Annotated in this window: 20 protein-coding genes; 16 read left to right on the top strand and 4 right to left on the bottom strand. The window is 38.3% G+C overall.

The genetic code is table 11. From position 1 onward, the window contains the following. The first annotated feature begins 13 nt into the window (after positions 1 to 13). The gene (locus H4J76_RS08940) at positions 14 to 736 is read left to right on the top strand and encodes a tRNA (adenine(22)-N(1))-methyltransferase TrmK (RefSeq protein WP_182230461.1); all 723 of its coding nucleotides are present in this window, start codon (positions 14 to 16) and stop codon (positions 734 to 736) included. 157 nt (positions 737 to 893) lie between these two features. On the opposite strand, the gene hppD is transcribed toward H4J76_RS08940, so the two are convergent. From hppD to H4J76_RS08920, 4 genes are all read right to left on the bottom strand, one after another. Further along, a complete protein-coding gene (hppD, locus tag H4J76_RS08935; RefSeq protein ID WP_070376113.1) occupies positions 894 to 1949 on the bottom strand; it encodes a 4-hydroxyphenylpyruvate dioxygenase in 1056 nt (351 codons plus the stop codon). 279 nt (positions 1950 to 2228) lie between these two features. Continuing rightward, on the bottom strand, positions 2229 to 4019 hold the full coding sequence (locus tag H4J76_RS08930; protein ID WP_182230460.1) for a DEAD/DEAH box helicase: 1791 nt from the start codon (positions 4017 to 4019) through the stop codon (positions 2229 to 2231). Between the two features lie 499 nt (positions 4020 to 4518). Further along, on the bottom strand, positions 4519 to 6921 hold the full coding sequence (locus H4J76_RS08925) for an ATP-binding protein (RefSeq protein WP_182215003.1): 2403 nt from the start codon (positions 6919 to 6921) through the stop codon (positions 4519 to 4521). Between the two features lie 117 nt (positions 6922 to 7038). Next, a complete protein-coding gene (locus H4J76_RS08920) occupies positions 7039 to 7524 on the bottom strand; it encodes a zinc ribbon-containing protein (RefSeq protein WP_182215005.1) in 486 nt (161 codons plus the stop codon). A 248-nt stretch (positions 7525 to 7772) separates the two neighbouring features. On the opposite strand from H4J76_RS08920, the gene leuS reads away from it, so the two are divergent. From leuS to H4J76_RS08845, 15 genes are all read left to right on the top strand, one after another. Beyond that, positions 7773 to 10376, top strand: a complete 2604-nt coding sequence (leuS, locus tag H4J76_RS08915; protein WP_182222095.1) for a leucine--tRNA ligase — start codon at positions 7773 to 7775, stop codon at positions 10374 to 10376. Positions 10377 to 10406: 30 nt separating this feature from the next. Beyond that, on the top strand, positions 10407 to 10928 hold the full coding sequence (gene lptE / locus H4J76_RS08910) for an LPS assembly lipoprotein LptE (protein ID WP_259364662.1): 522 nt from the start codon (positions 10407 to 10409) through the stop codon (positions 10926 to 10928). Further along, a complete protein-coding gene (gene holA / locus H4J76_RS08905; RefSeq protein WP_182222094.1) occupies positions 10928 to 11971 on the top strand; it encodes a DNA polymerase III subunit delta in 1044 nt (347 codons plus the stop codon). Before lptE ends, holA begins: the two co-directional genes overlap by 1 nt. Further along, complete coding sequence (gene nadD / locus H4J76_RS08900) at positions 11958 to 12626, top strand: nicotinate-nucleotide adenylyltransferase (protein WP_182222093.1); 669 nt, start codon at positions 11958 to 11960, stop codon at positions 12624 to 12626. Before holA ends, nadD begins: the two co-directional genes overlap by 14 nt. A gap of 70 nt (positions 12627 to 12696) precedes the next feature. Beyond that, a complete protein-coding gene (rsfS, locus tag H4J76_RS08895) occupies positions 12697 to 13014 on the top strand; it encodes a ribosome silencing factor (protein WP_070376106.1) in 318 nt (105 codons plus the stop codon). Between the two features lie 28 nt (positions 13015 to 13042). Further along, a complete protein-coding gene (gene rlmH / locus H4J76_RS08890; protein WP_070376105.1) occupies positions 13043 to 13513 on the top strand; it encodes a 23S rRNA (pseudouridine(1915)-N(3))-methyltransferase RlmH in 471 nt (156 codons plus the stop codon). A 2-nt stretch (positions 13514 to 13515) separates the two neighbouring features. Continuing rightward, positions 13516 to 15519 (top strand): penicillin-binding protein 2, encoded by a 2004-nt coding sequence (mrdA, locus tag H4J76_RS08885; protein ID WP_182215013.1) that lies wholly within the window; start codon positions 13516 to 13518, stop codon positions 15517 to 15519. Beyond that, positions 15519 to 16634 (top strand): rod shape-determining protein RodA, encoded by a 1116-nt coding sequence (gene rodA, locus H4J76_RS08880; RefSeq protein WP_182222091.1) that lies wholly within the window; start codon positions 15519 to 15521, stop codon positions 16632 to 16634. Before mrdA ends, rodA begins: the two co-directional genes overlap by 1 nt. Positions 16635 to 16664: 30 nt before the next feature. Then, complete coding sequence (locus H4J76_RS08875; RefSeq protein WP_310734071.1) at positions 16665 to 17459, top strand: septal ring lytic transglycosylase RlpA family protein; 795 nt, start codon at positions 16665 to 16667, stop codon at positions 17457 to 17459. Between the two features lie 102 nt (positions 17460 to 17561). Beyond that, a complete protein-coding gene (locus H4J76_RS08870) occupies positions 17562 to 18749 on the top strand; it encodes a serine hydrolase (protein ID WP_083278044.1) in 1188 nt (395 codons plus the stop codon). Positions 18750 to 18922: 173 nt separating this feature from the next. Beyond that, a complete protein-coding gene (ybeD, locus tag H4J76_RS08865) occupies positions 18923 to 19186 on the top strand; it encodes a DUF493 family protein YbeD (protein ID WP_070376102.1) in 264 nt (87 codons plus the stop codon). Between the two features lie 142 nt (positions 19187 to 19328). Further along, positions 19329 to 19952, top strand: coding sequence for a lipoyl(octanoyl) transferase LipB (lipB, locus tag H4J76_RS08860; RefSeq protein ID WP_220463210.1), 624 nt, complete (start codon positions 19329 to 19331; stop codon positions 19950 to 19952). Continuing rightward, positions 19942 to 20910, top strand: a complete 969-nt coding sequence (gene lipA, locus H4J76_RS08855; protein WP_182215017.1) for a lipoyl synthase — start codon at positions 19942 to 19944, stop codon at positions 20908 to 20910. The genes lipB and lipA overlap by 11 nt, the downstream gene beginning before the upstream one ends. Before the next feature lie 247 nt (positions 20911 to 21157). Further along, positions 21158 to 21538, top strand: coding sequence for a GntR family transcriptional regulator (locus tag H4J76_RS08850; RefSeq protein ID WP_070376099.1), 381 nt, complete (start codon positions 21158 to 21160; stop codon positions 21536 to 21538). Positions 21539 to 21548: 10 nt separating this feature from the next. Further along, positions 21549 to 22412: a hypothetical protein gene (locus H4J76_RS08845; protein WP_182230459.1), complete on the top strand. Its 864-nt coding sequence runs from the start codon at positions 21549 to 21551 to the stop codon at positions 22410 to 22412. The last annotated feature ends 24 nt before the right edge of the window (positions 22413 to 22436 follow it).

Genomic DNA, 22436 nt, shown 5'->3' with positions numbered 1-22436 from the left:
TTTAAGCACGCAGATGAGAAACATTAGTCAACGATTGCAAAAAATAGATAGTATGGTCAGTACTCACTATCAAAGCATTTGGGATTGTTGCTGTGATCATGGTTTACTGGGACTAACATTATTAAAGCGCCAAACAGCTGACACCGTGCATTTTGTCGATATTGTTCCCTCATTAACCACGCATCTTGAATCATTATTACAAAAGCACTTTAGTGCAGACGACTATATCCAAGCTTGGCAGGTCCATTGTATTGATGTCGCAAAGCTACCGTTGGTAATACAAGATAAACAGTTGGTTATTATTGCTGGCGTTGGTGGAGAGCTACTCATTAGTTTTATTGAAAGTATCATCACTAATTTTCAGCAAAACTCGCTCGTTCCCCCAACAAGCGAAATAGAGTTTATTGTTTGCCCCGTACATTACAACTACCCTGTAAGACAAACCCTAATAGCTCATAATTTTATTTTACTGGATGAATGTATCGTTACTGAAAACAAACGTTGCTATGAAATTATCCATGTCAAAAAACAGTTTGGTGCATCTGCCGACATTGATAACCCTTTAAATAAAATATCACCTACCGGTGATAAAATGTGGGATTTGTCGATTAAATCACATCAACAATATTTAGCGAAAACCATTGGCCATTATAAGCGTATGTTACTGGCCGCAAAAGATAATGAGAAACAAACGATTAACCGTATTATTGAACAATACTCTTCCCTTACAACCTAGCTAAGAAAACCTTAAAACAAATCTTGATTAATTTGTATTACATCTAAGTTTATTCGTTAAAAATCAAGTAACTAAACCACTTAAACAAACGCAAAATAGCAACAAAAAAGGCCTGCATAAGCAGACCTTTGATCATTATACCGCTAATTTATAAAAATTAAACGGTACCTTTTTCCATTTGGTTAAGCTCAATAGATTTAAACAAAGCGGTAAAATTGCCTTCTCCAAAACCTTGGTCGTCAACACGCTGAATCATTTCGATAAAGATTGGACCAAAAATATTTTTAGTGAAAATTTGTAATAAATACGAGTTTTCTTTTTGGCTATCGACAAGAATTTGATGATCTTGAATGCGTTTATGATCTTCTTTAACCCAAGGAATGCGTTTAAATACGTCATCATAATACTCAGGGACGATATCAAGGGTATCAATAATATTTTTATCTAACTTGTCTAAAGAACCAACTAAGTCATCACTGATAAAGGCTAAATGCTGAACACCAGGACCGTTATACTCATCTAAGTACTCATCGATTTGGTTATTCTTCTTACCCTTACCTTCATTAATTGGTAAGCAGAAAGTGCCACAAGGCGATGCTAACGCGTATGAAATTAGTGCAGTTTTCTCACCTTTAATATCAAAGTAGCGCACATCGGTAAAGCCAAAAATATCTTTATAGAAATTAGCCCAATGCTCCATCGTACCTTGATGAACATTGTTCGTTAAATGATCAACACGTAAAAAACCTTTATCTTCGTTAATAACCGGAGCGTCAATCGCTTCAAAGTCATCTTCGTAGATAGAACCCGGATTAGTCGTTGATGCTGCAAATTTCTCAATAAAATAAATTAAACTGTCACCAATACCAAAAATAGCTGGATAGGGTAATTTGTTGTCTTCGTTAGCCGCAGATTTAGCACCACGCTTAATCGCTTCTTCAAAAGCAAAATCAGCATCGTCTACACGCCAGCCCATAGAGCAAATAGCAGGACCATGGCTTTTAGCAAATTCTTTTGAAAAGCCTGCTTTTTCATTGTTTAATAAAAAATGAATATCATTTTGATTAAAGTAATCGATATCACGACCTTTAAACTTTTTCGTTTTTGAAAAACCAAAACCATAAAAAGCGTTTTCCATAAAATCTGAATCGGGTGTCGCATATTCAGTGAATTCTATACCACGAAGGTTAAGTGGATTTTTTACATCAGTCATGTTTATCTCTCTTAAAGAATCAATGGGTGCATTATTACTAGGTTTTCAATGAAGAGATAGCGCAAAGCAAATCTAATAAAACATCGCAGCGTAACAGAAAATGTACGTGCTATCTGTGCGGAATGTATTCGACGTCGAGACAAGCCATATAGTGCTTAGCCAACAGCTGTTCAGTTATGTTTACATGACTAATTAACGCTAAAGTATTCATGCTTTTTGGTAAATTACAGGCATAAAAAAAGGTACGATATACGTACCTTTTTATTATTTATTTATCGACTAGCTAGGACGATTAGAACGCTCTTGACGTTTACGAGGACGATCAGTTGTTGGTGTTGATTCAACCGTTTTAACATCTGAAACCGTAATTTCTAATGATTGACGACGAATTTTAACACGCTTTAATTGCTCAAATGATTTCTCTGGCATGCCTTTTGGTAACTGAACATAAGTATGTTTATCATGTAAGTTAATTGCACCAATGTAGCTACTATCTAACGAAATTTCGTTAGCGATTGCGCCAACGATATCACCAGGACGTGCACCATGCTCTTTACCTACTTCTAAACGGTATGTCTGCCAATCAACGTCGGTACGGTTAACTTTAACTTTACGAGGAGCACGTTCGCCACCACGCTCAGCGCCACGTTCATTTCTGCCGCCACGACTTTCGTTACGACCACCACGCTCACTTCTAGAATCACGGTCACTACGCTCACGCGTTTCACGACGAGGCTTAGGATCTTCTTTTGGTTGTAATGGCTGGTTTAATTGTTTTTGGAACAATAAAGCTGCAGCTAAATCAGTCATAGAAAGCTCTGATTCATTGGCCATTGCTTCAACAATTTCACGCATGTTTACTAAATCTTTATCTGCAACAATTTGTGCCATTTCAACACGTGTACGTTCGATACGTTTTTTACCAATTTCTTCAATATTTGGTAATTCATAAGTGTTAATAACACCTGAAGTTAAACGTTCGTAATGACGTAGAGAGTGCATTTCGCGAGGACGAACAAATGCAATTGACATACCTTCACGACCTGCACGACCTGTACGACCGATACGGTGAACATAAGCTTCATTGTCGCCTGGTAAATCATAGTTAACCACTAATGAAATACGTGGAATATCTAAACCACGAGCAACAACATCAGTTGCCACTAATATAGATGACTTACCTGATTTCATTTGTTCGATACAACGTTCACGCTGTGCTTGGTTCATGTCGCCGTTTAAAGCTAATGCTGGGTAACCAGCTCGCTCTAATTGTTCTGCAACTTCTACCGTGTCGCTACGAGTACGTACGAAAACTATCATCGCATCGTAATCAACGATTTCAGCTATACGCTCTAAAGCGGTAATTTTACGAATGCCACTAACTTTCCAAGCAAATTGAGAAATATTTGCTTTTGACTGTTTAACAGCAGCAATTTTAATATGTTCTGGATCTTTTAAGAAACGGTTAGCAATTTTACGAATTGCTGGTGGCATAGTTGCAGAGAACAAAGCCATTTGCGTCGTTTCTGGTAAATGGTCAAGTATCCACTGAATGTCTTCAAGGAAACCCATGTTAAGCATTTCATCAGCTTCATCAAGTACACAAAAAGATAAGTTACCTAGTTTTAGACTCTTACGACGTAAGTGATCCATTAAACGACCAGGTGTGCCAACAACAACTTGAGCGCCACGCTCTAATTGTTGAAATTGTGGCTGGTATGATTGACCACCGTATAAAGTAGCAACCAATAAACCTTTCATATTTTTACCGAAGCTTTCAATTGCTTCAGCAACTTGCATCGCTAATTCACGTGTTGGTGCTAACACCATTAACTGTGGCTTTTTCAATGAAACATCAATTTTAGCCAATGCAGGTAAACCAAAGGCAGCAGTTTTACCTGTACCTGTTTGTGCTTCACCTAAAACATCTTTACCCGCTAATAATGGCGGAATAGTTTTTGCTTGAATATCAGTTGAGTTTTCGAAACCGATAGATTTTACAGCAGATAATAAAGTTTCAGGCAAGCCTAAAGAGTCAAAGCTCACAGGAGCATCGTTAGAAGTAGTCATAAATTTTGTCTTCTCTTGTGGCGGAATAGGTTAAAAGTAACCAAAACATTCCGCGTTATATACGAGGAAACCACCAGGAAGACTTAAGGCACGTTCACTAAAGAACATAGGGCTAATAAAGAATATTAGCTAAGAAGTCTATTGGGCGGAAAACCCCACTCATTTCGTATAACCAGTGTGAAAGAAAATATTCAAGTCAGAATCACTGTTATCGAGGCGCGCATTATACTGACATTTATTTATTATTCAAGGTATATAAATCATTTTGTTCAAAAAACAATCAGAAAAATGTATTTAATACCAATAAAGATAAATAACAGGGGTAATGAGATTGACCGTGAAAAAGAAACGGCTATGGTTAAATTACAAATACTGACAAGTAATCCTCTGTGGCCTGAGCTATATCGGTCATTTTATGTAGACATTGATATAAAAAAGGCCAGACGCTTATATATGCCTGACCTATATTAAAATCAGTTAAACGTAGATAATATTTTAATTACTCGTCAGCACCCGTTAACAAATCAGAAAAAAGTGAAAGTTTATTTAAAACTAAACCATGAATAGATTTTCTTGGGTAGCGCCCCGTTCGACTAATTTCTCCAGCGGGTTCATTCATCAGCAACTCTAATGCTTGATCAATGTCTTCAACAGCGTGAATGGCAAATTGGTTGTTTTTAACCGCTTCAATAACATCGTCCGCTAACATCAGATTATTAACATTGGTGCGCGGAATAATAACCCCTTGCTTTCCCGTTAAGCCTTCGTCTTTACATAAACGATAAAAACCTTCAATTTTTTCATTAACGCCACCAATTGATTGCACACCTCCGTGCTGATTAATCGAACCAGTAATGGCAAAGCCTTGTTTAATTGGCAGTAAAGAAATAGCAGAAATAAGCGCACAAAGTTCCGCCATAGACGCACTGTCACCATCAATATGTCCGTAAGACTGTTCTATTGCAAGGTTGGCAGAAATTGACACTGGAAAACCTTGCCCGTATTTATGTCCTAAATACCCGGTTAATAACAGCACACCTTTGGAGTGAATAGACTTACCTAAGTCTACTTCTCTTTCTATATCGGTGACGCCTTCACTTCCCGCATAAACGGTTGCTGTGATGCGCGCAGGCGTTCCAAAAACACTGTCCCCTATTTCTAAGACAGTTAAACCATTTACTTTACCGATATGGTGCCCTTGGGTGTCAATCAATACTTGTTTTTCTTTTATTTCACCTAACCATGCCTCACTCATTCGGCCAGTTCTTCGCTGTTTAGCTGCAAGCGCTAAAGCAACATGGCTGGCAGTTAAATGACCTTTGTTGTCTGTTTTCTTCCACAAATAAAAAGCTTCATCAAGTAAGTCGTTTACTTGAACAATATTAGCCGAAATTTTATGTTGATGCTCTGCACGTCTCAATGCATAGCGCACTAGCTCTAATACAGCTTCATTACTGACATGTGGATAGTTGTATTTATGTGCACGCTGGCGAATCAAATGAGCGTAATCATTAAGATTTTCTTCGTTACTTTCAAGATACTGATCAAAGTCTGCTAAGACCCTAAATAATTCGGTGAACTCTTGATCATAGTCTTGCAACATGTAATAAATTTCGGGGTCACCGAGCAATATAACTTTAACGTTTAATGGAATTTTTTCAGGTTGTAAGCTAAATGAGCCCGGTTGACTATATTCAGAGTAAGGATTTTCAATGGTAATTTCTTGTGATTTAAGCGCTAATTTTAAACGTGCCCAGACAAGGGGTTGATTGAGTAGCTTGTCTGCCTCTAAAATTAAATAACCGCCATTAGCCTTATGTAACGCTCCAGGTCTAATTAATCGATAACTGGTATAGGTGCTTCCTTGAAAGCTCGCGAAATCAACATGGCCAAATAAGTTTTGAAAGGTTGGGTTTTGCTCATAAATAACAGGAGCGCCAGCATCAGGTTTTTGAGAAACAAGTAAATTAGGTAAAAATTGTTCAACCATAAGTTTACGCGCATCTTTATCGTTTCTGTTCTCAACACTTTCATCAACAAGAATTTCTAAAACAGTATCAACTACATGGGTTTTTACTTTTGACAAGTATTTTAACACGCCAATATTACTGGCAAACTCATGCTCTAATTCTTCTAGAAATGGCCTAATAGCTTGTTCTGCTGTCTCATTTTTTAATTTACGTAATTTATCAGATGAGATGCGTTTCCATTGTGGTAATTCGATCAATTTTTCAGAGAGGAAATTTTCTAATTTATCTAACAACAGATAAAAGTCAGCACGTTTGCCTTCATCTAAACCGGCAAATTCTTTATCATTTAAAGGTTTTCCCTCAACCAGCGGAGAAAAACCAATCTCTCCATTTTCTTCAAACAATAAAACATTATCTTTTAAAGCACTTTCTTCGACTTCAGCGATGGCTTGATCATATTTTTTATTAAATGCGCGATCAACCGCCGACTTTTGTCGTTGATAACTTGGGTTATCAAAAATCTCAGGAAATAAGTCTAATAATTCATCAATAAAAGTATTGATACGTGCCAATAATTGTTTACCATCTCCGGGACTTAAATAGAGGTTGTGCGGTGCATGAACATCATCAAAATTATTGATATAACACCATTCATAAGGCGTTTCTTGATTGCCAGCGGTTGTCGCTAACATTTGCTTAATTAAGGTTTGTCTACCCGTACCATGCTCTCCCATAGCAAAAACATTAAAACCGGGAGCTTCCATAGACAAACCAAATTCAAGCGCCTCTTTAGCGCGAGCATGACCGATAATAATTTGCTCTACATCAGGAGTGACTTCAGCATTAGAAAACTGCTCAGCAGATAATTGAGCAGTTAATTTTTCAACAGGTAACCGAGTAATTGAAGAAGTTAACTTAACGGATGAAGGCATGCAATATCTCACTGATAACGCTTAAAAAACAAGCGTATAATAATTAATAAATTTAATACTGCCAGTGTACCCTCATTTTAAATAATTAGTAAATTTTAGTGGCGTCCCAGCTTCGTTTTAAGGAGCAAAGGGTAACCTTATAAAAGAACTACCGCCGCAATTAAAACAATCAGCAACATCCGCCGCATGACTGTATGTTATTTTTTCTTGGCAATGCTGGCACTCTAACAAACCAAAACCAATAAAGTCGCCCGTTTTATATAGACCACGATGCTTAATATCTTCATCAAGCTCTGACCACTCCACTTGTGACTTATCAGTGATCGCTTGCATATTTTTCCAGAAAGACTCATTGAGTAAGCCTAAATAGAGGGAATGTTTGGCTTGTGCTTCATTTTGAATAATAAATTCGTTGATATCAAAACGTAAATTATCAACAAACTGCTTAACTTTCTCTTCGGGTAATTTTTCTGCCGCTTGCAAGTAAAGCTTACTTTGCTCTACTTTGTTAACGATATCAGTTATCTCATGCTGGTTAACATCTTCAGCCCATGTAACTAAAGCTTGATAAAGCTCTTGAAAAACACTATTTTTTGATTTCATAACACATTCCTCGACGACTTATAGATTAAGTATAGCTAGTCATAGCTTTATAGAAAAACAAATCAAATAAACTTCTAAAAACTATAACATATCCTTACTTTACTTCAATATGCTCAAAACAGTATCTTGATGTGAGACAGGTATATAAGGTATTCTATCGCCATTATTTTTATGCGTTCATGATCGCGGTCAATTTACTATTGATTGGCTAATGAACACCACATTCTAAAGTGTTTGAGAAATCTTTAATGGAATCCATTTACAATCCCCAAGCTATCGAAGCGCAAGTTCAAAAATTTTGGACTGATAACAATACCTTTAAAGCCGAAGAAAAGCCCGGCCAAGAAAAATATTACTGTCTTGCTATGTTCCCTTATCCAAGTGGACGTTTACATATGGGGCATGTGCGTAATTATAGTTTAGGCGATGTTATCTCTCGCTATCAACGCCTGCAAGGCAAAAATGTTATGCAACCTATGGGTTGGGACGCATTTGGTTTGCCTGCAGAAAATGCGGCAATTAAAAACAAAACAGCGCCGGCTAAATGGACCTATGAAAATATTGATTACATGCGTAACCAATTACAATCACTGGGTTTTGCTTACGACTGGAGCCGTGAATTAGCGACTTGTAAAAAAGACTATTACAAATGGGAACAATGGTTCTTTACGCAACTTTACGAAAAAGGTTTAGTTTATAAGAAAAATGCTACGGTCAACTGGGATCCCGTTGATCAAACAGTATTGGCAAACGAGCAGGTTATTGACGGACGTGGTTGGCGTTCAGGCGCACCGGTTGAACGTAAAGAAATTCCACAGTGGTTTATTAAAATTACTGATTACGCTGAAGAGTTACTTACAGATTTAGACCAACTTACTGAATGGCCTGAACAAGTTAAGACTATGCAACGTAATTGGATTGGCCGCAGCGAAGGTATTGAAATGACCTTCCAAGTTGCAGATTCAGATGAAAGCTTTGACATCTACACCACACGTCCAGATACACTCATGGGAGTTACTTACGTAGCACTTGCTGCGCAGCATCCACTGGCTTTAGCTGCAGCAAAAAACAACCCTGCATTGAACGACTTTATCACTGAATGCAAAACCAATAAATCTACCGAAGCCGATATGGCAACGATGGAGAAAAAAGGTGCCGATACCGGTCTTAAAGCGATTCACCCACTAACCGGTAACATCGTTCCAGTTTGGGCAGCAAACTTTGTCTTAATGGATTACGGTTCAGGTGCGGTAATGTCTGTTCCTGGCCACGACCAACGTGACTTCGAATTTGCCACTAAATACGGCTTGGAGATTACCCAAGTTATTGCTGGTAGCAAAGACGACGATTTCAGTAAGGCAGCAATTACTGAAAAGGGATTATTAATTAATTCAGGCGAATACGACGGTTTAGACTTTGAAGCGGCCTTTAAAGCGATATCAGAAAAATTAATCAGTGAAAATAAAGGCTCTGTAAAAGTTAACTACCGATTGCGTGACTGGGGTGTTTCTCGTCAGCGTTATTGGGGTACTCCCATTCCTATGATGCACCTAGCAAATGGTGAATCTGTCGCGGTACCTCTTGACCAGTTACCCGTTGAATTGCCTGAAGATGTCATCATGAATGGCGTTACATCACCGATTAAAGACAATCCTGAGTGGGCAAAAACCACTTATAACGGTGAAGAAGCATTCCGTGAAACTGATACCTTTGATACGTTTATGGAATCCTCTTGGTATTACGCACGTTACTGTTCACCGAACGATGATACACAAATGATTGACCCCGCCAAAGCAAATTATTGGCTACCGGTTGATCAATACATCGGCGGGATTGAGCATGCTATTTTGCATTTACTTTACGCACGTTTTTTCCACAAGTTATTGCGTGACGCAGGTTTAGTAAACTGTGATGAACCGTTTAAAAAGTTATTATGTCAGGGCATGGTTCTAGCAGATACATATTACCGCGAGGCAGATAATGGTGGTCAAGATTGGATTTCACCAACAGATGTAGACGTTGAGCGTGATGAAAAAGGACAAGTTACTTCGGCTGTTAGCAAGCTTGATGGCAAACCAGTTATTTCTGCTGGTATGAGTAAAATGTCAAAGTCAAAAAATAACGGCATCGACCCACAAGAAGTTATCGGCAAATATGGCGCAGATACTGTACGTTTATTTATTATGTTTACTTCACCACCAGAGCAAACCCTTGAATGGTCTGATTCAGGTGTTGAAGGTGCACACCGTTTCTTAAAGCGTGTTTGGAAACTCGCCTTTGATTTTAGCGAACAAGTAAAAGAACATGGCGAAGTGGCTTTATTGAGCACATTAACCTTGAATGCAGCGCAGAAAACATTACGCCGCGAGTTACACAAAACTATAGCAAAAGTCAGTGATGATATTGGCCGAAGAAACACCTTTAATACAGCTATAGCTTCAATTATGGAATTAATGAACCATTTATCGAAAGCAAGTTTAGTCAGTGTTGAAGACAGAGCGGTTATGCAAGAAGCCGTTCGCGCGGTCATTATAATGTTGACACCAATTACACCACATATGTGTCATGAAATTTGGAAAACATTAGGCGGCGCTAATAACGATAATGCTTCGATTGAAGAAGCATCTTGGCCTATCGTTGATGAGAGTGCTTTGGTTGAAGACCAGAAGTTAATTATCGTGCAAGTTAACGGTAAGGTACGTGCAAAAATTACCGTTTCAGCCAACGCCAACAAAGAAGAAGTTGAAGCCTTAGGTTTAAGTGATGAAACAGTGGTCCGCTTTATTGATGATAAGACAATTCGTAAAGTTATCTATATACCGGGTAAACTTTTAAACATTGTTGCTAACTAATCGCGAAAAAGTCCTACAAAGGTAATAAAAATGAGCCATATGCACAAAAAAACGACAAAACACCAAACACGGGTAGCCGCGGCTACTTTGGTGTTATTCACCTTGTTTTTATCAAGCTGTGGCTTTGCTTTACGCGGTGATTATTTATTATCGCCGCAACTGCAAACTTTGCACTTAAGTTCCGCTGATAAATTTGGGGAGCTTACTCGCCAAGTTAAGCAGCACTTAACGATAAATAAAATAAAGTTGCTGAGCCAAGCTACAGAGAATGTCCCGCAACTTAAACTTTCAAAAGACAGCCTAAACCGTCGCACCTTATCCGTATTTCCAAATGGGCAAGTGGCAGAATACGAATTGATTTATACCGTTAGATATCAGCTAGTACTTTCACAAAAGGATGTTCGCTCTTTTGTTTTTGAACTTAATCGCGATTATCAAGATGATCCCAATATTGCGCTTGCTAAAAGTCGGGAACTGGAATTAATGTTAAGCGAAATGCGCAAAGAAGCGGCTAATAAAATCTTACGCGACCTCTCTACGATTAAAATCTAATGCGGATCTATCATAACCAGCTATCTAATACCCTCAATCAGGGCTTTAAGCCTGTTTGGTTAGTTTTTGGTGATGAGCCTTGGCAAAAGAACAACAGCTTAACCACAATAAAACAGCACTGTCAGCAACAGGGATTTAGTGAAGTTATCCGTTTTAGTGCTGACGATAAATTTGACTGGAACCTTTTGGTTGAAGAGTATCAAGCGATGAGCTTATTTTCAGCACAGCGCATCATTGAAATAGAACTAGTCACCGGAAAAATAGCTGACGCCGGCAGTAAAATACTACTTAAACTCAGTGAAAACTTTCATCCTGATGTACAGCTAATCTTTCATGGTCCTAAAATTGACAGTGCGGGTCAAAAACGAAAATGGTTTAAATCATTAGAACAGTTAGGTTGTTTTGTCCCCCTTTATGATATTGAAGGTCGTCAATTACAACAGTGGTTAAATCAACAAATCAAACAGCATAAATTAAATATTCATCACGATGTTACCCCATTGATGATAGAGCTTTTTGAAGGTAACTTACCGGCTTTAGAGCAAGAGTTACAAAAATTTTCATTGCTGTTTGGTACACAACTAATTATTGCTGAAGACGCAGAAAAATTACTGATTAAACAAGCAAAATTCAATCCTTTTCAGGTGGTTGATACCTTACTTAGTGGTGACCTGCCAAAGTGCATTGGCATGTTAGATCAACTGCAACACGAAGGGGCTGCAATCGGTCAGCTTATTTGGTTTATTCACAAAGAGATAACGCAATTATCAACTATGCTAGAGCAAATTGAACAAGGTGAGAGTATCGATAGTATTTATAAAAAATACCGGATTTGGGATAAAAAGAAACCTCTGTATCAGTATGCCCTTAACCATATTAGTCGTGACAATATTTATCAAGCTCAAGCGCGTTTAGCACAAACTGATTTGATCAGTAAAACCAGTAGTGACTTTAACCCTTTTATATTATTGGCAGATGTTTGTATAAGTCTCTATCACGGACAAACCACCAAAAAATTCAATTTAGATTATGAATTCGGCTAAACGAGTAAGCGAAATTAAGAAAAATATTGCCATAATGGGGGGAACGTTTGACCCTATTCATAATGGTCATATTGAAACAGCTAAAGAAACAGCAGCATGGCTTAATGTTGAACAACTCTTCTTTTTACCTGCGCATTTGCCACCTCATAAAAACACCACAACAGCCAGCGCTATGCACCGAACAGCTATGGTGAACCTTGTTTGCCAACAGCAGCCATTATTTAAGCTTGATAATCGCGAACTAAAACGACATAGCGCTTCTTATACCGTAACAAGTCTACGTGAAATAAAACAAGAACAACCCAACAGTCGGGTTTTCTTTATCATAGGTATGGACTCGTTCCTTAACTTTACCCTATGGCATCAATGGCAAACTATTTTGTCACTATGCCATATTGTCGTCAATATTCGACCTGGCTATCAATTAAATCAAATTAATACCGCCACCCAAGAACTATTAAAAAACCATCAAATAGATGACCTAGCAGAAATAAAGCAACAAGATGCCGGCGGCATTATTTTCCATCAAAACCAGTCGCTTAATATTTCTTCAAGTGAAATACGCCAACAACTTTTAAGCAATAATAAACACAATAATCACTTAACAGAATGCGTACATCATTACATTATTGAAAAAAAACTCTATCAAAAATAATTTGCTAGTTAACCTGCAGAAAAAATGATGATATTATAGCGCATTATTATTTACACTAAGAGTAATTCCCTTGCAAGTTGAAGCGTTAAACGCATTTGTTATTGAAAAAATCGAAGAAATGAAAGGTCGTGACATCACGACTTTAGACATCGGAAAAAAATCAGGCTTTGCTGATTATATGGTTGTCTGTTCAGGTAACTCGAATCGCCATGTTAAATCTATTGCACAATCAGTTGCCATCGAATGCCGCGCTAAAGGTATTGAGCCGTTAGGTATTGAAGGTAATGATGTTGGCGAATGGGCGTTAGTTGATTTAGGCAATTTAATTGTTCACGTAATGACAGACGAAATTCGTGACCGTTACCAGTTAGAAGAATTGTGGAACTAAGCTAATAGTGAAGGTTAACTAAACTATTATGCGACTTACCTTATATGCTGTTGGCAATAAAATGCCAGCATGGGTTACTCAAGGCTTTAACGAATATTGTCGTCGATTTCCGCGCGACATGTCGTTTCATTTAGTAGAAATCCCGCCAGGTAAGCGTGGTAAAAACGCCGATATAGCTCGCATTCTAGAAAAAGAAGGCGAATTATTACTAAACGCAATTCCAAAAGGTAACCGTATTGTTACGCTTGAAGTGGAAGGTAAACCGTGGACAACACCACAGCTTGCCCAACAACTTAAGCGTTGGCAATTAGACAGCCGCGATGTTGCTTTACTTATTGGTGGCCCCGAAGGTTTAGCCCCCGCTTGTATTAAAGCTTCAGAACAAAAATGGTCTTTATCGCCATTAACCTTGCCACATCCAATGGTGCGTATTGTTGTTGCTGAAAGTCTGTATCGAGCTTGGAGCATTAACAATAATCACCCGTATCACCGAGAGTAATAATGGCATCGAACAAACGTGTTGCTATTCGAAACCATTCGGCAGAAGCTAATTTATTTGCGCGCAGAACATTTATTGCCTTTATCGGCATACTCGCTTTATTGTTAACCTTAATTAGCAATATCTACGAGTTAGAAATTAATTCTTATGAAAAATATCAAACTCGCTCTAATTCCAATCGAATAAAACTCCTTCCAGTTGCACCTAATCGCGGACTAATTTACGATCGTAATGGCATTCTACTTGCTGATAACAAACCCGTATATTCGCTTGAGGTTATTGCTGAGCAAACGGTTGATTTGAAGAAACACATTGTAGAAGTCAGTGAGTTGCTTGATATCAGTGAAGAAAAGCAGCAAAAACTTTTTGAAGCACTAAAAAGCAAACGACGCTTTAAACCAGTAGAACTGCACTCGCGGTTAAGCGCACAACAAGTTGCATTATTTTCTGTCAACCAACACAAATTCCCTGGTTTTTTTATTGATGCTCGTCTTAAAAGATATTACCCATTTGGTGATTTAACGACCCACTCTTTGGGTTATGTTGCCCGCATTAACCTTAAAGATTCAATTCGTTTGGCCGAAGAAAATTTAGATGAAGATTATGCAGCAACGCGTAATATAGGTAAGCTTGGTTTAGAAAAATATTATGAAAATATACTTCATGGCACTATTGGTCATCAAGAAGTTGAAATAAATAATCAAGGTCGCATTATAAGAACGCTTGATTATGCGCCCCCAATATCAGGAAAAAACTTAACCCTGAGTATTGATATTGAATTACAAATGATTGCTAAACGTGCCTTAGCAGGCAAGCGTGGCGCTGTAGTAGCAATTGATCCACGAAGTGGTGAAATATTGGCCATGTATTCAAACCCAAGTTATGATGGAAACTTATTTGTTCATGGCATTAGTAGTAAAAACTATCGTAAATTACTTAATCCTAAAAACGACAGACCATTACTTAATCGAAGTGTACAAGGTTACCCACCCGCCTCGACAGTCAAACCTTTGCTCGGATTAACAGGATTAGAAGCAGGTGTAATTACCAATGAATCACGCTTCTACGACCCTGGCTGGTTTCAGCTAAAAGGTCTTGAACGTAAATACCGCGATTGGTGGGCCCCCGGCCATGGCTGGGTAGATCTTAATCAAGCCATTGAACACTCATGTAATGTTTTCTTTTATAATTTAGCGTATCAATTAGATATTGATACGATTACCGACATGATGGAAAAATTTGGTTTTGGCGATCTTACGGGTGTTGATATCTGGGAAGATAAACGCGCTATTTTGCCTGGTAGAGAAACCAAGCGTAGTCGATACAATAAACCTTGGTATACCGGCGATACAATCGCTGTTGGTATTGGTCAAGGCTACTGGACAGTAACACCGTTACAGCTAGCTCAAGCTTTTTCTATTTTAACGAATAAAGGCGACATAAAAATCCCACATTTTTTACGTGCTACTGCAGAGTTAGTCGCGGAAGAAGTTAAAATCAATGAGGAAATCACCACCGCTGAGACTGAGGGTAATGTTAATATTATCAATAAAATGGTCACTAAAATGGCAGAATATGATGATAAACCCCCTATTGTTTTAAAAGACAGTAAGCACTGGAGTTTAGTGCTTGATGCTATGCATAACACGGCACAAAAGAAATATCCTGCATTTAAAGGTGCTCGCTATGACGCCGCAGGAAAGTCGGGTACAGCACAACTTATTGCAAAAAAACAAGATGAGAAATATGATGCAGAAGCCACTAAAGAAAAGCAGCGAAACAATGCTATGTTTGTGGCTTTTGCTCCTTATGAGAATCCAGAAATAGTGGTTGCGGTTGTCGTTGAAAATGTTTTGGAAGGTGGTGGTGGTTTTAATGCTGCGCCGGTAGCACGCCAAGTTATGGATCAATATTTTGGTGATAGAGTCATTATTAGTACCGATAAAAGTAAGCATCCACAACACAATAATGTTTATGGTGTTGACAAAAACACAGGACGTAACTAGTGCGTAATATTGGTCATGACCAACAAAAACAGCGAAGTTTCTGGCAAAGAATTCATATTGACTTGCCTCTTTTGTTGGGTATTTTAGCATTAATGACCTTAGGGCTATTTGTTGTTTATAGTGCAGGTGGTCAAGAAGCAGCCATTGTTTACCGTCAAATAACCCGCTTAGGTATAGCATTATTGGTGATGTTCGCCGTTGCTCAAATCCCGCCCCTTTCCTATCAAAAATGGGCGGTACCCGTATTTATTTTAGGTTTGCTGCTCTTAATCGCCGTACTCTTATTCGGTCATATAGGTAAAGGCGCACAGCGTTGGTTAGACTTGGGTTTTATGAAATTTCAGCCTTCTGAAATAATGAAACTGATTGTCCCCATTATGATCGCTTGGTACGTTAGCCAATATGACTTACCCGCTAAAATATCTACCATCACCATTGCATTTATTTTAGTGTTATTGCCAACCTTATTAATTGCTAAGCAACCTGATTTAGGTACGTCACTGTTAATCGCCAGTTCAGGTATTTTTGTGATTTTTCTTGCCGGAGCAAGCTGGAAGCTAATTATCGCTTGTATTGGCTTAGCATCGGCATTTGCACCCGTTCTTTGGATGTTTTTGATGAAGCCCTATCAGAAGCAGCGTGTATTAACTTTTCTTGACCCAGAGCAAGACCCACTTGGCTCTGGATATCATATTATTCAATCAAAAATAGCCATTGGTTCAGGTGGTTTGCATGGCAAAGGTTGGTTACAAGGTACACAGTCACAACTGGAATTTTTACCTGAACGCCATACCGACTTTATTTTTGCGGTGTTTAGTGAAGAATTTGGCTTTGTAGGTGTCGCAGTACTGCTCAGTGTCTATTTAATGATAGTGATGCGAGGCTTATGGATTGCTGTCCATGCCGACCATGCCTTCACAAAACTATTAGCCGGTAGTATAACTTTAACCTTTTTCGTTTATGTCTTTGTGAACATAGGTATGGTGTCAGGCTTATTGCCTGTTGTTGGCGTTCCTTTGCCCTTAGTCAGTTACGGCGGAACATCAATGGTGACATTACTTGCAGGTTTTGGCATGCTGATGGCGATTAGCACCCATAAGCGTTTTATTGCTTAAATTGATTAACAACATAAAAAGAATCTGCCAGTGAAAATACAACTATTAATGATGACGCTTTTAGTCTCGATTTCTGCCTGCAGTGTCAATACCGGACGCTATCAACAACACAAAGATAGTATGCCCAGCCGAGCGCCTACGGCAAGTGAGCTTATTAATATTACGCCAAGAGCAGAGCCCCATAGTAGAGGGGGGAATAAAAGCCAATATCAGGTGCGTGGTAAAACTTATTCAGTATTAAAAAGTGCTGAAAATTTTAGCCAAACGGGTATTGCTTCTTGGTATGGCGAAAAATTCCATGGTCATTTAACCTCAAATGGTGAAATTTATAATATGTACGCTATGAGTGCGGCTCATAAAAATTTACCCCTACCCACTTACTTAAAAGTAACTAACAACGCCAATAGTCAATCAGTAATTGTTAGAGTAAATGACCGCGGACCATTTCATCAAAACCGTATTATTGATTTATCTTACAGCGCGGCTTATAAACTAGGTATGATGAAAACAGGCGTGGCTAATGTCACGATCACTGCCATTACTGATTTTGCTGTTACTGAGATAAAACAAAAAATGACTGAAAATAACTTACCTACAGATAGCGAACAACGTAAATATATTCAAGTTTTCGCCACTAAGAATGAAGTACTTGCCAATAAAACAGCCCAAGCCCTAGAGAATTTATATCAAATAAATACCATAATCCCAATGAACGATGGCCTTTTTCGTGTACAAATCGGCCCAATCAACGATGAAGAGGCGTTAAACACCCTATTGACCAGTTTAAAAAAATCAGGTTATCCAAAAGCATTCAGTCTGAAGTAATCATTCGTAACAATTTGCCACGATAGCACCATAGCAATCAGTAACAAAGATGGTATACTGCTGAAAAATTCTTCTTTTATCATTCAGTTTCGTAGGAATATTATGACTTACCCATTAGCTAAAAAAACGGCTAAAACCTCAACAAAACTTCTCTGCCTTTTAGGCGCAATTTCTTTAACTTTTTCATCTTTTTCCCAAGCGTTAACCATTATTCCATCACCACCAGAAGTTAAAGCAAAAGGTCATATCCTTATTGACTTCAATACCGGTAAAGTTCTTGCAGAGAGTAATGCCGATGCTTTGTTAGCGCCAGCCAGCTTAACAAAGATGATGACCAGTTATATCATAGGTAAAGAATTAGCAAGTGGTAATATCAACAACACTGACTTAGTCAAAGTCAGTGAAAAAGCTTGGGCAAAGAACTTCCCTGGTTCATCGCTTATGTTTATTGAAGTTGGTACCGAAGTTTCTGTAGAGTTATTAAATCAAGGGATTATTGTCGCTTCAGGTAATGATGCTTGTGTTGCTATGGCTGAACATATTGCAGGTAGCGAAGGTGCCTTTGCTCAGTTAATGAATGGTCATGCGGCAGCACTAGGAATGAGTTCTAGTTATTTTGAAAACAGCCACGGTCTAGACAGCCAAGAACACAAGACAACACCCCGTGATATGGCAACACTGGCAATGGCACTTATTCGAGATGTACCAGAAGAATATAAAATTTATAGCCAAAAAGTTTTTAGCTATAACAATATTAAACAATACAACCGTAATAATTTATTATGGGATAAAAGCATGAATGTTGACGGTTTAAAAACCGGTCATACCGCTCAGGCAGGTTACAGTTTAGTTTCATCCGCTACCAAAGGCGGAATGCGCTTAGTTAGTGTCGTTATGGGGACGGAAAGCGAACGAGCAAGAAAAGTTGAGAGTAAAAAGTTACTTAATTATGGCTTTCGTTTCTTCGAAACCTATACCCCTTATAAAGCGGGTGATAAGTTTGCTACCAATCGTGTTTGGATGGGCGATGTAAAAGAAGTCGACTTGGGTATTTTACTCGATACACCTATCACAGTCCCGCGTGGTCAACGTAAAAATTTAGCCGCCAGTATTGAACTTGACCAACAATTAAAAGCGCCGTTAGCTAAGGGAACCGTTGTTGGTAAACTATTTTTACGCTTAGACGGAGAAGACATCGCAGAATACCCGTTAGTAACTTTGCAAGAAGTTAATGAAGGCGGCATGTTTAGCAAGTTAGTCGACTATGTGAAACTACAATTTGTGAACTAGTTAGCAAATAAAAAACCTTGTAATTTTAAACTCGGCTCATGCCGAGTTTTTTATTATTAAGACAAAATTGTGATTAATAATAAAAGCGGTAAATACAATGATCACATTTTATTTGATTAATGATAAAATACCCCCAGATTGACTATTGACCAAGTACTATTTAGAGAGAGAAAATGAAAACCAAGTTTGATGAATTATTAGAATTTCCGACCGTACTTAACTTTAAAGTTATGGGCGTTGCTTGCGACGAATTACCTGATTTAGTGATTAATGAACTACAAAAGCATGCACCCGGTGATTACTCTCCTAAAATTAAAGCCAGTTCGAAAGGGACTTACCATTCGCTTTCAATTGCGGTGACGGTTACCAGTAAAGAGCATATAGAAACAATATATACAGAATTAACGGCTATTGATATCGTCCGCTACGTTCTTTAAAAAAATTACGCTTTAGCGTAACGATAATAACCTTAGTATTTGTCCGGTGTATTCCTATTATTATTTGGATATAATCGGCATCAATAGAATTAAGTGAAGTATAAACTTGAAAAATTCGTTAATCATTCGACAACTTGCCACTATGGACTACACCAAGGTTTGGCAAGGGATGCAAAAATTTACCGATGATCGTAACGAAGACACTCAAGATGAACTTTGGTTAGTCGAGCATCCAGCCGTTTTCACACAAGGGCAAGCAGGTAAAGAAGAACACTTGCTAATGCCAGGTGATATAGAAGTAGTAAAAGTAGATCGTGGCGGACAAGTGACTTATCACGGCCCTGGTCAACAAGTTATCTATTTTATGATCAATTTACGTCGCCGAAAAATGGGCGTGCGTGATTTAGTAACGCTACTTGAAAATGGCTTAATTGCCGCATTAGCTGATTTTAACATTATAGCCAAAGCTAGACCTGACGCACCAGGGGTTTATGTTGGCGAAAAGAAAATTGCATCGTTAGGTTTACGAGTGCGTAAAGGTTGCTCTTTTCACGGTTTGGCACTGAATGTAAATATGGACTTATCGCCCTTTCTTCGGATAAATCCTTGTGGTTATCAAGGACTAGAAATGGTGCAGACAGCCGATATCAGTCAATTAACAGATACTGCTCAAGCAGGTGAATCCTTAGTAAAACACCTCGCTAAATTATTAAATACCAATAATATCAGTTATAAAACTGGTTGGGACGAAATGAATGACCACTAAAACAACTCGAGTTATCCCTGGCACAAAAATGCGTGATGCAGAAAAAATGGCGCATATCCCTATTCAAATTGTGCCCTCAGAGCGTGAAACCATGCTTAGAAAGCCTAAATGGTTACGTATTAAACTACCTCGTACGACAGAACGGATTGACAGTATAAAAGCAGCGCTACGTAAACATGACTTACATTCAGTCTGTGAAGAGGCTTCTTGCCCAAACTTATCCGAGTGTTTTAACCACGGTACCGCCACTTTTATGATCTTAGGTGATATCTGTACACGCCGTTGCCCTTTTTGTGATGTTGGCCACGGTCGTCCTTTAGCCCCTAAAGTTGATGAGGCTAAAAAGTTAGCACTAACACTTAAAGATATGAAACTGAAATACGTGGTGATCACTTCGGTTGACCGTGATGATTTACGTGATGGTGGCGCTCAACAGTTTGCTGATTGTATTAGTGAAATAGCCATACATGCACCAAATACTAAAGTTGAGATTTTAGTCCCTGATTTTCGTGGTCGCATGGACCGTGCCTTAGAAATTTTAAATGCTAATCCTCCACATGTCTTTAATCATAATTTAGAAACCGCACCGCGTCTTTATACCAAAGCACGTCCGGGCGCTAACTACCAATGGTCGTTAGATTTACTGAAAAAATTTGGTGAAGCCAATCCTGCAGTACCGACAAAGTCAGGTTTAATGGTTGGCCTAGGTGAAACAGACGAAGAAATTTTACAAGTTATGCGCGACCTCAGAAGCCATGGCGTGACTATGCTTACCATTGGTCAGTATTTACAACCGAGTAAACATCATTTACCGGTAGAACGCTACGTTCACCCTGATGTTTTCGATATGTATCAAGCTGAAGCGATTAAGATGGGCTTTAACCATGCAGCCTGTGGGCCTTTAGTGCGTTCAAGCTACCATGCTGATAAACAAGCCGCAGGAGAAGAAGTTAAGTAATCCCCCTTGCAAATAACCTAAAGCCTGAATATCTCGATATCACTGATATCATCGAAATATTCAGGCTTTATTGTATGCGACCTCTGTACCAACACATCCACGCAAGAATTTGATTTTATTAAAATAAATCACAACCACTTTTATTAATACCTCAATAGTTCAAAAAACAAACTATTTTTACTTGCCTTGATCCAGGTTATAGTTGTACCATTACCACACACGGAACAACCAGGGCATAGAAAGAAATATGGAAATTACCATTAATATAGAAGATCCGATGCCGTTATTTACACAACTCGTTGAACAAATAAAATCAGCGGTTATTAGCGACAAGGTTAGACCGGGAGACCCACTTCCTTCGATTAGACAATTGGCTAATGATTTAGAGCTCAACAGTAAAACTGTTGCTAAAGCTTACAAATTATTAGAACGAGACTTAGTCATTCAAAGCAAAGGTTATCGAGGGACCTTTGTTCACCCTGATGCAATCGTAAATAGTAAAATGGATTTAAATGCTGATGTTTTAGCACAGTTAGATAATGCTATTTCTGCCTGTAAAACGGCAGGGGTAACCGACTCAGAAATACGTATTGCTTTTAGTAGTGCAATGAACAGTAAAAACAATTAAGGAGCAGAAGATGTCTATTAACATTTTATTTTACACATTATTTTTAAGCCAAATTATACTCATTTCATACTATTACCCTAAGCAAATAATTAAAAAAATTGATGGGGTTTTAACAAACTTTCCGCCGGAGAGTTATCCAAAACTTTACCCTGAGTCAACTGATCAACTAAATGTAGCTAAGGTTCGTTATCGATTCCTAAATCAAATAATACTGGTTATTGGTCTGATATTACTGGGGTTCTATGTTTTGATGTCAAAAGATTATAGTGATAAGCAGAAATTTGCAGAAGGATTGCCCTTAATGTTTGGTATGGTGCAGTTTATCCCCTATATGTTATTAGAAGTCTCTGGGTGTAGACAATTTAAACTGATGAGAAAAGCCAATAAGCGTACCAACCGCACCGCAGATTTGACACCACGTCACTTGTTCAATTATGTTTCACCTTTATTGGTTATTTCAGCTGTGGTGTTATTATTTTCTTATATTTTATTTGATTTATATATTCATAATTTTGCGATTACCAGCGACTTAATTATTAAAATAGTGACACTGAGTTTGGTACATGCACTCTTTATTGGTTTAGCCATTTGGCACCTTACCGGCAAACGTTTAGATCCCCACCAAGCAGTGAAGGACAGAAGTAGCCAAACTCAATTTGCTTTACAATCAATGGGCTCTGTGAGTATTTTCTTAAGCTTATTTTTAATGGCAAACACAGCAGTTGATGTTTATGAACTAGGTTATATGGAGATTATTATTAACAGTATCTACTTTCAAGTTATCGCCTTTGTTGGTATTGGCGGTATGCTTAGAACCGTTAAAATAGAGACGATTAATTTTGATGTTTATAAGGCCGATAATTCGATAGTTTAGCGATTGACTAACCGGTAACTTTAT

The sequence above is a fragment of the Colwellia sp. BRX9-1 genome, from assembly GCF_014077195.1.
Classification (GTDB): domain Bacteria; phylum Pseudomonadota; class Gammaproteobacteria; order Enterobacterales; family Alteromonadaceae; genus Colwellia_A.
This window is presented reverse-complemented; position numbering and strand designations above follow the sequence as displayed.